10 protein-coding genes are annotated in these 13,937 nt (G+C 72.9%); 7 read left to right on the top strand and 3 right to left on the bottom strand.

The genetic code is table 11. From position 1 onward, the window contains the following. Positions 1-11: 11 nt before the first annotated feature. Positions 12-3,869, bottom strand: coding sequence for an ATP-dependent RNA helicase HrpA (hrpA, locus tag HDC37_RS11335; RefSeq protein WP_179560481.1), 3,858 nt, complete (start codon positions 3,867-3,869; stop codon positions 12-14). A 97-nt stretch (positions 3,870-3,966) separates the two neighbouring features. Here hrpA and HDC37_RS11330 point away from each other — a divergent pair, with 97 nt between their 5' ends. Continuing rightward, positions 3,967-4,800: an aldo/keto reductase gene (locus tag HDC37_RS11330; RefSeq protein ID WP_179560480.1), complete on the top strand. Its 834-nt coding sequence runs from the start codon at positions 3,967-3,969 to the stop codon at positions 4,798-4,800. Positions 4,801-4,811: 11 nt separating this feature from the next. On the opposite strand, the gene HDC37_RS11325 is transcribed toward HDC37_RS11330, so the two are convergent. Further along, a complete protein-coding gene (locus tag HDC37_RS11325) occupies positions 4,812-6,059 on the bottom strand; it encodes a glutamyl-tRNA reductase (RefSeq protein WP_179560479.1) in 1,248 nt (415 codons plus the stop codon). 56 nt (positions 6,060-6,115) lie between these two features. On the opposite strand from HDC37_RS11325, the gene hemE reads away from it, so the two are divergent. The 6 genes from hemE to HDC37_RS11295 are packed head-to-tail and all read left to right on the top strand — an operon-like array spanning position 6,116 to position 12,409. Continuing rightward, positions 6,116-7,192 (top strand): uroporphyrinogen decarboxylase, encoded by a 1,077-nt coding sequence (hemE, locus tag HDC37_RS11320; RefSeq protein ID WP_308472184.1) that lies wholly within the window; start codon positions 6,116-6,118, stop codon positions 7,190-7,192. Beyond that, positions 7,182-8,477 (top strand): NAD(P)/FAD-dependent oxidoreductase, encoded by a 1,296-nt coding sequence (locus HDC37_RS11315; RefSeq protein ID WP_179560478.1) that lies wholly within the window; start codon positions 7,182-7,184, stop codon positions 8,475-8,477. Before hemE ends, HDC37_RS11315 begins: the two co-directional genes overlap by 11 nt. Continuing rightward, positions 8,474-9,157: a hydrogen peroxide-dependent heme synthase gene (hemQ, locus tag HDC37_RS11310; RefSeq protein WP_179560477.1), complete on the top strand. Its 684-nt coding sequence runs from the start codon at positions 8,474-8,476 to the stop codon at positions 9,155-9,157. The genes HDC37_RS11315 and hemQ overlap by 4 nt, the downstream gene beginning before the upstream one ends. Further along, a complete protein-coding gene (hemC, locus tag HDC37_RS11305) occupies positions 9,154-10,077 on the top strand; it encodes a hydroxymethylbilane synthase (RefSeq protein ID WP_179560476.1) in 924 nt (307 codons plus the stop codon). Before hemQ ends, hemC begins: the two co-directional genes overlap by 4 nt. After that, positions 10,074-11,066 carry a porphobilinogen synthase gene (gene hemB, locus HDC37_RS11300; protein WP_179560475.1) on the top strand — a complete coding sequence of 331 codons (993 nt, stop codon included), beginning with the start codon at positions 10,074-10,076 and terminating at the stop codon, positions 11,064-11,066. Before hemC ends, hemB begins: the two co-directional genes overlap by 4 nt. Continuing rightward, positions 11,063-12,409: a glutamate-1-semialdehyde 2,1-aminomutase gene (locus HDC37_RS11295; protein WP_179560474.1), complete on the top strand. Its 1,347-nt coding sequence runs from the start codon at positions 11,063-11,065 to the stop codon at positions 12,407-12,409. The genes hemB and HDC37_RS11295 overlap by 4 nt, the downstream gene beginning before the upstream one ends. Here the strand turns inward: HDC37_RS11295 and HDC37_RS11290 are convergent. Then, positions 12,406-13,929 (bottom strand): phospholipid carrier-dependent glycosyltransferase, encoded by a 1,524-nt coding sequence (locus tag HDC37_RS11290; protein WP_308472183.1) that lies wholly within the window; start codon positions 13,927-13,929, stop codon positions 12,406-12,408. The two genes, HDC37_RS11295 and HDC37_RS11290, sit on opposite strands and share 4 nt — an antisense overlap. Positions 13,930-13,937: the final 8 nt, after the last annotated feature.

Below are 13,937 nucleotides of genomic sequence, written 5' to 3'. Positions count from 1 at the left end.
CGCCGGCGCGGCTATTCCCGCAGCGCCTTCTGGATCCGCTGCAGCGAGACCGGTTCGGCCGTGCCCAGAGGCTGGGCGAAGAGGCTCACGCGGTACTCCTCGAGGAGCCACCGCGCGCGCACGAGGGCAGGCGGGGCTCCCGCCGGAAGCGGGGTGGTCCCGCCCGCCTCGGCGAACACCGCTGCGGCGCGTTCGAACTCCGTCATGCGCTGGCGGTCCCGCCCGGGGTTGTCGGCGAGAGCCCGCGCCCGCTCGGCGGCGGCGCGGAGGTAGCGGGGAAGGTGGGTCAGCCGGGTCGTGCCCGTGCGCGAGAGGAATCCGGGGAAGATGAGGCCCGACAGCTGCGCCTTGATGTCGCCCAATGCGCCCAGGAGGGCCATCGACGTCACCCCGCGCACCGCCCGCTCCACATCACGGGCCGCCGTGAGGATCTTCGCGGACAGGGAGACGAGGGCGAACAGCTCATCGACATTCGCCCGGGAGAACTCGTCGCGTGCTCGTGCGAAGACCGCGGCCGTACGCACCGGCTCTGGGCCCGCCACCCGATCGAGAACGGCGTCGGCGAGGGCGGAGCGTGCATCCTCGATGAGTGCGCGGGCCGACGGGTAGGGGCTCGCGGCGAGCGCGAGCTTCTCCGGGGCGGTGAGGTGATCGAGCACGTAGGTCGCAGGCGAAGGCACCGCGAGCAGCAGCAGCCGGCGGACTCCTGCGCGCAGGGCCGCGGCCGCGGCATCCGGAGTCGACTCGATCCGGAGCGCGACGCTGTCGCGCTCGTCGATCAGCGCGGGATAGCCGCGCACGACACCGCCGGCGACGCGGGTGTCGACGACCGTGGGGAGGTCGCCGAGATCCCAGGTGGTGAGGCCGGTCCGCTCCGCGGGGGTGACCCCGGCGGGCTCGGCGGCGGCGGCCACCCGCGCGGCCGGGCGCTCCAGGGTGCGGGCGACCGAGGAGCGTGCGCGCCCGCGGAGGCGGTCCTGGAGGGCGGGGAGGTCGCGGTCGCTGCCGAGGGCCCGCCCGCGGTCGTCGACGGCGCGAAACGACATCCGCAGGTGCCCGGGAACCCGCTCCAGATCGAAATCGTCTTCGCTCACGGGCTGACTCGCGGCGCGCTGGATCAGCCGGGCCAGCGCAGCGGTGAGGGTCGCCGGCGGAAGGCCGTCGGCGGCTTCCGGACCCTGGCCGTCGAGCTCGTCGCCCAGCCGCGCCGCCCAGTCGGCGGCGGGGACCACGTGACGGCGGATGGCTTTGGGGAGGGAGCGGATGAGCGCGGCGATGAGCTCGGGGCGAAGCCCCGGCACCTGCCAGTCGAAGCCGTCCGGCCGCAGCTGCGCGAGGAGCGGCAGCGGGATGACGACGGTGACGCCGTCATCGGGAGCGCCGGGTTCGAACCGGTAGGCGAGGGAGAGCACCTGGTCGCCCTGCCGCCAACGGGTGGGGAAGTCCCGCTCGTCGGCACGGGCGGCGTCGTCGAGGAGGTCCGCCTCGGTCATGTCGAGAAGGCGGGGGGTGCGGGTGGAGGCGTCTTTCCACCACCGCTCGAACGAGCGCACGTCGTAGACGTCGACGGGGAGGCGTGCGTCGTAGAAGGCGTAGACGGCCTCGTCGCCGGCGAGGATGTCGCGTCGCCGTTCGCGTTCCTCGAGCTTCTCCAGTCGTCGTCGGAGATCGGCGTTTCGGCGCTCGAAGGCGCTCAGCCTCTTGTCGAGATGCGACAGATCGACCTCGCCCTCCACGAGCGCGTGGCGGAGGAACAGCTCGCGGGCCAGGGGGCGGTCGAACCGGGCGAGCTGTACCCGACGCCGAGGGATGATCTCCACCCCGAACAGCGTGATCTTCTCGTACGCCGACGCCGCGCCCGCGCTCTTGGACCAGTGGGGCTCGCTGACGCTGCGATGGGCGAGATCGCCGGCGAGGGCCTCCGCCCACGCCGGGTCGATCTCGGCGACGGTCCGGGCGAACAGGCGCGAGGTCTCCACGAGTTCGGCGGCCATCACCGCGGCGGGACGGCGCTTGCGGAGCCCCGAGCCGGGGAACATCGCGAACCGGGTGCCTCGCGCGCCCCGGTATTCGGCGCGACCCTGGTCGCCGCGCGTGCGATCGCGGCCGCGCTCGTCGGGTCGGGAGGTGGGGCGCTCGTCGAGGATGCCGATCTGCGAGAGGAGGCCGGCGAGGATCGCGCGGTGGATGTCATCCGGATCGGCCGGGGCCGCGGCATCCGCTCTTCTCGCACCCAGCAGCGCGCTGAGCTGGCGGTGCACGTCGAACCATTCCCGAACGCGCACATAGTTCAGGTGCTCGCTGCGGCACAGGCGCCGGAACGCGCTCGACCCGAGCTCGGACTGCTGCTCGCGCAGGTGATTCCACAGATTCAGCAGCGTCAGGAAGTCGCTCGTCGGGTCGGTGAACCGGGCGTGGAGGCGGTCGGCCTCCTCGCGGCGCTCCTCCGGCCGCTCGCGGACGTCCTGGATCGACAGACCCGCGACGATCGCCAGCACCGGAGCGAGCACCGTGGTCCGCTCGGCCTCGATCAGCATGCGCGCGAAGCGCGGGTCGATGGGAAGCCGGGCGGTCCGCCTGCCGATGTCGGTGAGGCGGGGACCGCGCTCGCCGGCCTGCACCGCGCCGAGCTCTGTGAGGAGGTCGAGCGCGGCCTTGACCCCCCGCGAGTCGGGTCGGGTGAGGAAGGGGAAGGATGCCACGTCGCCGAAGCCGAGGCTGAGCATCTGCAGGAGCACTGCGGCCAGGCTCGTGCGAAGGATCTCGGGCTCGGTGAACTCCGGACGCGCGGTGAAATCGTCTTCGGCGTAGAGGCGGATCGCCACGCCCGGCGCGGTGCGGCCGGCGCGGCCGGCGCGCTGCTGGGCCGAGGCCTGCGACACCGGCTCGATCGGCAGGCGCTGGATCTTGCTGCGGTTGCTGTACCGCGAGATGCGCGCCGTTCCGGTGTCGACGACATACCGGATGCCGGGCACGGTGAGGCTCGTCTCGGCGACGTTCGTCGCGAGGATGACCCGGCGACGGAGCCCCGCGGTGCTCGACCGCTCGAACACGCGGTGCTGTTCGGCGGAGGTCAGGCGCCCGTAGAGGGGGAGGACCTCGGTGGGCGAGACGTCCTTGGCGTACATGCCGCGGACGGCATCCATGGCGTCGCGGATCTCGGCCTCGCCGGGCAGGAAGACGAGCACATCGCCCGCGGGCTCGCGATCGAGTTCACGCAGTGCCGCGATCAGCCCGTCGATGTCGTCATCGGCCGCCTCCGTCTGGGGGCGGTAGCGGATCTCGACCGGGTAGGTGCGGCCTGAGACCTCGATGATCGGCGCGGGGGTACCCGACCGGTCGGCGAAGTGCGCCGCGAAGCTCTGGGGGTCGATCGTGGCGGAGGTGATGATGACCTTGAGGTCGGGACGCTGGGGGAGGATGCGGGTGAGGTAGCCGAGGAGGAAGTCGACGTTCAGCGACCGCTCGTGCGCCTCGTCGACGATGATCGTGTCGTAGCGGCGCAGGAGCCGGTCGCGGTGGATCTCGTTGAGGAGGATTCCGTCGGTCATGAGCGCGACGCGGGTGTCGTCGGAGACCTGGTCGGTGAAGCGGACCTTGTACCCGACCGTGCCACCGAGGGGCACCTCGAGCTCCTCGGCGATGCGCTCGGCGATCGAGCGCGCGGCGATGCGGCGGGGTTGGGTGTGGGCGATCCGCTCCCGCCCGAGCTCGAGGCAGATCTTCGGCAGCTGCGTGGTCTTGCCCGAACCCGTCGCCCCGGCGACGATCACCACCTGGTGATCGCGGATGGCTGCGGCGATCTCCTCCCGAGCCGCGCTGACGGGCAGCTCGGGCGGGTAGGTGATCACCGGGGCGGTCGTGGGCATAGCCCTCCATCGTACGGCCGGGTGGCCGTCGCTAGCGGGTGGGGTCGGATGGCGCAACACGCGACCGGGGCCGCGGTGGGGATTCTAGGGTGAAGGGATGACGATCCCCACAGTGAAACTCAACGACGGACATGAGATCCCCCAGCTCGGGTACGGCGTCTTCCTGGTTCCGCCGGAGGACACCGAGCGGGCCGTCGGCGAAGCCCTCGAGATCGGGTATCGCCACATCGACACCGCGGCGATCTACCGCAATGAGGAGGGTGTCGGCGCGGCGATCGCGAAGTCGGGGATCCCGCGCGACGAGCTCTTCATCACCACGAAGCTCTGGAACGACCGCCAGGGCGGCGACGAGCCGCACGCGGCGATCGACGAGAGCCTCACCAAGCTCGGTCTCGACCACGTCGACCTTTACCTCATCCACTGGCCGGCGCCGAAGCGCGGATCCTACGTCAACGCCTGGGAGAAGCTCGTCGCGATCCGCGACGCCGGCAAGGCCCGCTCGATCGGCGTGTCGAACTTCCACGTCAGCCACCTCGAAGAGGTGATTGCGGCGACCGGTGTGACCCCGGCGATCAACCAGATCGAGCTGCACCCGGCCTATCAGCGTCGCGACATCACCGACTGGGCCGCCGACCACGACGTGCGGATCGAGTCGTGGGGGCCGCTGGGTCAGGGCAAGTACGACCTGTTCGACCTCCCGGCCGTCGCAGACGCCGCCGCCGCGCACGGCAAGACGCCCGCGCAGGCGGTGCTGCGCTGGCACATCCAGCACGGCTTCATCGTCTTCCCGAAGTCGGTGCGCCGTTCGCGGCTGGAGGAGAACGTCGACCTGTTCGACTTCGAGCTGACCACCGACCAGATGGCGTCGATCGACGCGCTGGATCGCGCGGACGAAGGACGTGTGGGCGGCAGTATCGACGAGGTCGGCTGACGCGCAGCGCCTCAGCCGGCGGCCGGTGACACCGCGCCGCCGGCTTCGTCGTCTTCGGCTGCGCCGTGGTCGACGGTGATCCCGAACACCAGGTCCAGCGCCCGTTCGAACGCAGCCAGTTCGCCGGCGGCAGCGGCCTCGCGCGCGCGGACCGAGGGTCGGTGGGAGAGCACCCCGGCGAGGTGGCGGAGCGCGGCGCGGGCCTGCTCCGCGTCCTCGGGCAGTCGCGACAGCTCGTCGTCGAGGGCGTCCTGGATGTGACGTCGCACCGCGACGATCGCCGGGGCGGCGGCCCGCTCGGCGGTGAACGTCGCCGCCGCCGAGCCCACCAGCTCGTGGGCTCCGGGGCCGAGCTCGGGGAGCGCGGCGTGGCGGCCGAGAAGCTCGAGGTCGAGCAGCTCGACGCCGGGGAGTTCGCCCACCTCGGGGGAGACGTTGCGGGGGAGGCCCAGATCGATCACGATCCGCTGTGCGGTGTCGGGGATGTCGTCGGGGGTGACGACATAGCGGGCGGTGCAGGTGATGACGATCTCGGCGTGCGCGATCGCTCGGGCGAGGTCGGCCTCGGGGCGGACGCCGTAGCGCGCGGCGAACCGCGCGGCCCGGCCGGTGGCGGAGTACACGCCGATGTCACGCGCGCCGCGGGCGCGGAGGGCGGCGATGGTGGTCGCCGCATAGCTGCCGGTGCCGACGAGGAGAACGGGGACGGTGGCCCAGTCGGTCACGCGCGTGTCGACGAGGTCGAGCGCGAGGCGTGCCAGGGAGCGACGCCCCGCGCCGACATCCGCCTTGGCTCGCATCTCACGGGTGGCGTGGGTGGCGCGCTGGAAGACCTGTTCGAGCTGGGTGCTGGTCGTGCCGTCGGTGCGGGCCTGGACCAGCGCCCGCTGCACCTGACCGCTGATCTCCTCTTCGCCGACGACCATGGACTCCAGGCCCGAGCTCACCGCGAACAGGTGACGCACGACGTCGTCGCCGCACAGCGACAACGCTGACTCGCGCAGCGCATGCGCATCGCTGCCGGCGGCATCCCCGAGAGCCTCGAGCACCGCTTCGCGGGCGACGACCGCGCCGCCGGTGAGGGGTTCGTCGAGCTCGAGATACGCCTCGAAGCGGTTGCAGGTCGACAGCACCACCGCGCCGCGGACGAAGTCGTGCTCGGAGACGAGCGCTCGCCCCGTGGATTCGGCGACGGCCGAGATGCGACCCAGCACCTCGAAATCCGTATTGCGATGATTCGCCGTCACACAGAACAGCACCGGACAAGTCTACCCAACCGACGAGCCGAAGGCCGCGCGCGTCTAGCCTGGAGGGCGTGTCATCCGCCGAATCCACGCCCCTCCTTCCCGCCGCGCACCCCCTGGTCGACGGGCGCACCACCGACAGTCCGCTCGTGCGTGCCGCCCGGGGCGACCGCCCCGAGCGCCCCCCGGTGTGGTTCATGCGGCAGGCGGGCAGGTCGCTGCCGGAGTACCGGGCCTCGCGCGCCGGCACCGAGATGCTCGACGCGTGCCTCACTCCCGACCTCGCCGCCGAGATCACCCTGCAGCCGGTGCGGCGACACGGCGTGGATGCAGCGGTGTTCTTCAGCGACATCGTCGTGCCCGTGCTCCTGGCCGGGGTCGAGGTGACCATCGTTCCCGGTCGCGGTCCGGTCATCGATCAGCCGGTGCGCTCGTCCGCCGACATCCTGCGCCTGCGCCCGATCGACCCCGAGGCGCTGGCCCCGATCCGCGAGGCCGTCGGGATCGTCGTCGCCGAGCTCGGGTCCACGCCGCTCGTCGGGTTCGGCGGTGCGCCCTACACGCTCGCCAGCTACCTCGTCGAAGGCGGCCCCTCCAAGGAGCAGCTGCGCACCCGCGCCCTCATGCGCACCGATCCTCACGCGTGGGCCGCGCTGCTGAACTGGTGCGCCGACGTCACGGGCGCGTTCCTGCGCGCCCAGGTCGAGTCGGGCGCGAGCGTCGCGCAGTTGTTCGACTCCTGGGCGGGGTCACTCTCCCGCGGCGACTACCAGAAGCGTGTCGCGCCGCACTCCCGTCGCGCGTTCGATGCGCTGCGCGGCACCGACGTGTCGCGCATCCATTTCGGCCTGGGCCTCGGTGAGGTGCTCGACCTGCTGCCCGGTATCGGCGCCGACGTGGTCGGCATCGACTGGCGACTCCCGCTCGATGAGGCGAACCGCCGTCTCGGGGGTCGCGTCCCCCTGCAGGGGAACATCGACCCTGCCCTGTTGAACGCCCCCTGGCGCCTGCTCCAGCGCCACGTCGAGGAGGTCATCGAGGCGGGGGCGGCGGCGCCCGCCCACATCCTGAACCTCGGTCACGGGGTCCCGCCCGAGACCGATCCCGACGCCCTCACGCGCATCGTCGCGTTCGTCCATGACCGCTGACCTCCTCGTCGTCGGCGGGGGAGTGGCGGGGCTGGTCTTCGCCCGGCGCGCCGCGCTCGCAGGTCTCCGGGTGCGGCTCTTCGAGGCGGAGAGCGTCTTCGGCGGCCAGGTGTCACGGCAGGATGTCGCGGGCGTGGCGCTCGACGCCGGGGCTGAGTCCTTCGCCACCCGGGGCGGTGACGGGCCCGGGACCGTTCTGGCGCTGCTGGGCGAGCTCGGGCTCGCGGGCGACATCGTCGCACCCGCGGCCGGCTCGCCCGCCTGGGTGCAGGAGCGGAGCGACCGCGCCTTCCCGCTCCCTGCGGCGGGGCTCCTCGGCATCCCGACGATCCTCGACGAGTCCCTCCTCCCCGCCCTCGGCGCGTCGGGCCTCGCCCGCGCCCGCCAGGACGCGATCCTTCCCCCGGAGGAGGGAGCGTCGGCCGACACCCTGGGCGCCCTCGTCCGCGCGCGTATGGGCGACCGCGTCGTCGACGCCCTCGTCGCCCCGGTCGTCCGGGGCGTGCACTCCACCACCCCGGACGCGCTGCCGATCGACAGCGCATCGCCGCGACTTCGCGAGGAATTCCGCCGCACCGGGTCGCTCGCCGCCGCCGTCGCATCCATCCGCTCCACCTCCCCCGCCGGCAGTCAGGTCGCCGGGGTGCGCGGCGGGGTGTTCCGTCTCGTCGACGCCCTCGTGACCGACGCCGCCGCGCACGGCGCCGAACTCACCGCCGGCGCCCGGGTCACGGCCGTCGCCGACGACGGCATCGAGGTGGGCGGACGCCGGCTCCGCGGCATCCCGATCCTCGCCCGCCCCCGGCGGGCGCCCGACCCCCACCGGCGCATCACCGTGGTCACACTGGTCGTCGAGGCAGCCGCGTGGCGCGATGCCCCGCGGGGCACCGGCGTGCTCGTCGGTCCCGACGTCCAGGGCGTGCGCGCTCGCGCCCTGACCCACCTCACCGCGAAATGGCCCTGGATCCGCGAGTCCCTCGGTCAGCGGGAAGCGGTGCGGCTGTCGTACGACGGCTCTGCCGCTCCGGATGCCGTCGCCGCGGCCGTCCGCGACGCCGAGGCGCTCCTGGGTGCACCCGTGGAGGCGCTCCTGGACCACACCGTGCGCACGTGGGATCGCTGGGGTCGCGCCGACCCGGAGGACCCCGTCCTCGCCGTGGGCGAGGAGCGGGCGGGCACGGGTCTTTCCGCCGTCGTCCGCCAGGCCGAGGCGCTCGCGACATCTCTCACCGTCGAGAGGGCGAGTGGCCACTCCTCCGCGGAACGGGGGAGGATGGAGGGGTGACCGATACCGCCCCCTCCGCTTCGCCCCAGACCCCGAACGACCGCCACTACGCCCTCTGGGCGGTGCTGCGACGTCAGCCCGGGACTCCGGTGGCCGAGGGGCTGCCGTCGATCGTCGACGCGGCGACGACGGCCGGCGACACCCTCCGCGGCGTCTACGACGTCTCGGGCTTGCGCGCCGACGCCGATCTCCTGCTCTGGCTCGTCGGGAACTCCGCGGAGCACCTGCAGTCGGTGCTGCGCGACCTCCGGCGCACCCGCGAGCTCGCCCCGCTCGCGCCGACCTGGAACGCCATGGGCGTGCACCGCGACGCGGAGTTCAGCCGCGACCACAGCCCGGCGTTCGCCCGGGGCCTCGCGCCGAAGCAGTGGCTGACGGTGTACCCGTTCGTGCGCAGCTACGAGTGGTACCTCCTCCCTGCCGAAGAGCGCGGCAAGATGCTCGGCGAGCACGGCCGGATGGGCCGGGACTACCCGCAGGTGCAGAGCAACACCGTGGCGAGCTTCGCGCTCGGCGACTACGAGTGGCTCCTCGCCCTCGAAGCCGACGACGTCATCGACCTCGTCGACCTGATGCGCTACCTCCGGGCCACCGAGGCGCGACGTCACGTGCGCGAAGAGGTGCCGTTCTTCACCGGACGCCTGATCGACCCCGCCGAGATCGCCGACGTGGTGCGATGACCCTGCGTCTGGGAACCCGCGCCAGCGCACTGGCGATGGCGCAGGCGGGCGCCGTCGCGGCGGCCCTCGGCGCGGAGCTCGTGCCGATCGTCTCGGACGGCGACCGCTCGAGCGCGCCGCTGGCGTCGCTCGGCGGCGCGGGCGTCTTCGCCACGGCGCTGCGCGCGGCGCTTCGCGCCGGTGAGGTGGACGTCGTCGTCCACTCGTACAAGGACCTTCCCACCGCCCCCGAGGAGGGCCTTGCGATCGGAGCCGTTCCGACCCGGGCGGACGCGCGCGACGCGCTCTGCGCGCGCGACGGACTCACCCTCGACACCCTTCCCGAGGGCGCGCGCGTGGGCACGGGCTCGCCCCGCCGTAGGGCGCAGCTCGCCGCGCGGCGCCCCGACCTCGACCTCGTCGACATCCGCGGCAACATCGACACCCGCCTCTCCCGGGTGGGGTCGGATGACCCGGAGCGGCGTCTCGACGCCATCCTCCTCGCCGCCGCCGGGCTCAGCCGCATCGATCGCTCCGACGCGGCGACGGAGTTCCTGCCGCTGGAGCGCTGGCCCACCGCCCCCGCGCAGGGCGCGCTCGCCGTCGAGACGCGTGCCGGCGAAGAGCACCGCGTCTCGCGGCTCGACCACCGCCCGACCCGCCTGGCCGTCGACGCCGAGCGGGGCGTCCTGGCGCGTCTGGAGGCGGGCTGCGCGGCCCCGATCGGGGCCCACGCCTTCTTCGACGACGGGCTGATGTTCCTCACCGCACGGATCTACCGCCCCGACGGCACGGCACAGCTCACCAGCGCCCACGCCGCCGACGCCGACGACCCCGGCGTCGCCGCAGAGCTGGCCGTACGCGTCGCCGACGAGCTTCTGGCTGAAGGCGCGGCCGACCTGGCGCCGGTCGGCCCCGGCGCCCGAGAGGACCGCGCATGACCTCCACCCCGCCGCCGTTCCCCGCCACCCGCCCCCGGCGGCTCCGGCGGAGCGCCGCCTGGCGGCGCCTGGTCGCCGAGACCCGGGTGCACCCCGCCCAGCTCGTGCTGCCGATGTTCGTCCGCGAGAACGCCGACGCGGCTCTGCCGATCGGTTCGATGCCGGGCGTGCAGCAGCACTCCCTCGACTCCTTCCGCGGCGAGCTGCACCGTGCGGCTGCCGCGGGCATCGGCGGCGTCATGCTCTTCGGCGTCCCCGAGCACAAAGACGCGCGGGGCTCGGGCGCGACCGACCCCGACGGCATCCTCAATGTCGCCACCCGCATCGCGGCGGAGGAGGTCGGCTCCGACCTCGTCGTGCAGACCGACCTGTGCCTCGACGAATTCACCGACCACGGTCACTGCGGCGTGCTCGACGCGGCGGGGGGTGTCGACAACGACGCGACCCTCGAGCGGTACCGCGACATGGCCCTCGCACAGGCTGCCGCTGGGTCCGAGCTCCTGGGGCTGTCCGGGATGATGGACGGCCAGGTCGCCGTCATCCGCTCCGCCCTCGATGAGGCCGGGTTCTCCCACGTCGCGCTCCTCGCCTACGCGGCCAAGTACGCCTCGGCGTTCTACGGCCCCTTCCGCGAGGCCGTCCAGTCCTCCCTGCAGGGTGACCGGCGCACCTACCAGCTCGATCCGGGGAACCGCCGCGAGGGCGCCCTCGAAGTCGCGCTGGACGTCGCCGAGGGCGCGGATATCGTCATGGTCAAGCCCGCGATGTCGTACCTCGACGTGCTGGCCGATGCCGCGGCATCCTCCCCGGTTCCCGTCTGGGCGTACCAGGTCAGCGGCGAATACGCCATGATCGAGGCCGCCGCCGCACACGGCTGGATCGACCGGGACCGCGCCGTCGACGAGTCGCTGCAGAGCATCGTCCGCGCGGGCGCCGACGCGGTGCTGACGTACTGGGCCGTGGAGGCGGCAGAAAGGTGGGCGCGATGAGCATGACCCTCACTCCGACCGACAACATCGAGGCCGCCGCGCGGGCCCGTGCTGTGATCCCCGGCGGCGTCAACTCCCCTGTCCGCGCTTTCGGCTCGGTGGGGGGCACCCCGCTGTCGATCGTCGGCGCGCACGGCGCGTACGTCCGCGACGTCTCAGGACGCGAGTACGTCGATCTCGTCGCCTCGTGGGGGCCCGCCCTCCTCGGCCACGCCCACCCGGGCGTCGTGGCCGCGGTGCAGGAGGCGGCCGCCCGCGGACTGTCCTTCGGCGCCTCGACCCCGGGCGAGACGCTCCTCGCCGAGGCGGTCATCGACCGACTCCGGGTCGGGAAGGCCTCCGAGATCGAGCGGCTGCGCCTGGTGTCCACCGGCACCGAGGCGACCATGACCGCGATCCGCATCGCCCGTGGCGCCACCCAGCGGGACCTCATCGTGAAGTTCGCCGGGCACTACCACGGTCACTCCGACGGCCTCCTCGCCGAATCGGGCTCGGGGGTGGCGACCCTCGGGCTCCCCGGATCGGCGGGTGTCCCTGCCGACATCGCCGCGCTGACCCTGGTGCTGCCGTACAACGACCGGGGCGCGATCGAGGAGGCGTTCGCCCGTCACCCGGACCGCATCGCCGCCGTCATCACCGAGGCCGCCGGCGCCAACGCGGGCATCCTCCTGCCCGAAGACGGCTTCAACGCCTTCCTCGCCGACACCGCGCACGCCCACGGCGCCCTGCTCATCTCCGACGAGGTGCTCACCGGCTTCCGGGTGGATCCCGCCGGCTGGTGGGGACTCGAGCACCGGGCCGGGGCGTCCTGGACGCCCGACCTCGTCACCTTCGGCAAGGTCATCGGAGGCGGGATGCCGCTTGCGGGCATCGGTGGTCGCCGAGACCTGATGGAGCTGCTCGCCCCGCTCGGACCCGTCTACCAGGCGGGGACCCTGAGCGGGAACCCGCTCGCGGTGGCCGCGGGGCTCGCCACTCTGCGCCTGGCCGACGAGGCCGTCTACGCGCACGTCGATCGTGCCGCCGGGGTGGTCTCCCGCGCCGCGGGGGAGGCCCTCGACGCCGCCGGTGTCGCTCATGTCATCACCCACGCCGGGAGCCTGTTCTCGATCGCCTTCCGCGACCGGCCGGTGCGCGACTACGACGATGCGCGGGATCAGGAGGGATGGCGCTACCGCGCCTTCTTCCACGCGATGCTCGATGCGGGGGTCTCGCTTCCGCCGAGCGTGTTCGAGGCGTGGTTCCTTACGGCCGCGCACGATGACGAGGCGCTGGAGAAGATCCTCGCCGCGCTTCCGAAGGCGGCCGCCGCGGCGGCCGCGGCCACCCCTCCCGAGGCTTAGACCCAGCCGGGGAGCCAGTTGTGCGCCCGCCAGAAGTCGTAGGGCACCGTCGTCGCGGTGAGGATCGGGTACCAGAAGGCCGACACCAGCAGCACGACCCCGAGGAAGGCGACCACGGCCACCCTGCCGGGCAGGCGGCGCTGCGGGTCGGGGGATCGGGTGATGTCGCGCAGTGCGAAGGTGAGCGCCAGCACCGTGAAGGGCAGGATCGCCACGGTGTAGAACTGGAACACCGTGCGCTCGGGGTAGAGCAGCCACGGCAGATACGTCACGGCGACGCCGGTGAGGACGAGCGCGTGGCGCCAGTCGCGATCGCGGAAGAACCGGTACGCGAGGTAGACCACCGCCGCGACCCCCGCCCACCAGATGAGCGGGTTCGGCATCGAGTAGATGTTCTGCACCCCGGCGTCGGTCTGGTCGTAGTACATCGAGGTCGGGCGCAGCAGCAGCGGCCACTGCCACGCGGGGCTCTGGTAGGCGTGGTCGGTGTCGAGGCCGACGTGGAAGGTATAGATGTTCTGGTGGTAGATCCACAGGCTCTCGAGCGCCGTCGCGGCGCGCTGACGGTCGTACCCCCCGGTGGTGCCCAGCCAGCCCCACCACGAGGCGAGGTAGATCAGCGCGGCGACCGGAACGAGCAGCAGGAACGACACCGGCCCCTGCCGGAGCACCCCGTCGACCGCCCAGAGCCGGATGCCGGCCCGTCGCCGGGCGAGGAGGTCGGTGACGACGGCGTAGATGCCGATCCCCGCGAGCGCATACAGCCCCGACCACTTCACGCCGCTCGCGGCGCCGGCGGCGACCCCGGCTGCCACGAGCCATGGCCGATCCCACAGCAGAGGTCCGAGGCGATACCCCCCCTCGCCGTCGGGTGATCGCAGGGCGAGCGCGGCGGCGAGCCGATCGGGGAGGCGCCGCCGATCGAGGGCGACGAACCAGAACGCCATGAGCACGAACAGCGCCACGAAGATGTCGAGGAGAGCCACCCGGCTCATCACGATGGCGAGGCCATCGACGGCGAGCAGCAGACCCGCGACGGTGGCGAAGACGGTCGAGGCGGTGAGCGTGCGGGCGAGAAGGAACAGCACGAGCACGAGCGCCGTCCCCGCGAGCGCGGTCGCGAACCGCCAGCCGAACGACGAGTCGGCGCCGAAGAGCGCCATCCCCGCGCCGATGAGGAGCTTCCCGAGCGGCGGATGCACGACGAACGCGGGATCGTCGGCGTTGAAGATCCCGGTCTCGCCGGCGACGAACCGGTCGTTGGTGTCGTCACCTTTCGGCCACTCGGCGGCGTACCCCAGCACCCACTGGCTCCAGGCGTCCTTGACGTAGTACGTCTCGTCGAAGACCAGGGCGTCGGGGTGACCGAGGTTCCAGAACCGCAGCACGGCGGCGAGGAGGGTCACCGCCGTCGCGGCGAGGACCGTCCACCGGCGGGCGAGCGAGCCGTCGCCGGAGATCCGGTGCTGCCACCGGTCCCACGCCGACGGCCGGGTCAGCGCGGGTGCGGGGGCGGTCACGTCGACCA

This window comes from Microbacterium sp. AK009 (assembly GCF_013410955.1).
Lineage (GTDB): Bacteria > Actinomycetota > Actinomycetes > Actinomycetales > Microbacteriaceae > Microbacterium.
This window is presented reverse-complemented; position numbering and strand designations above follow the sequence as displayed.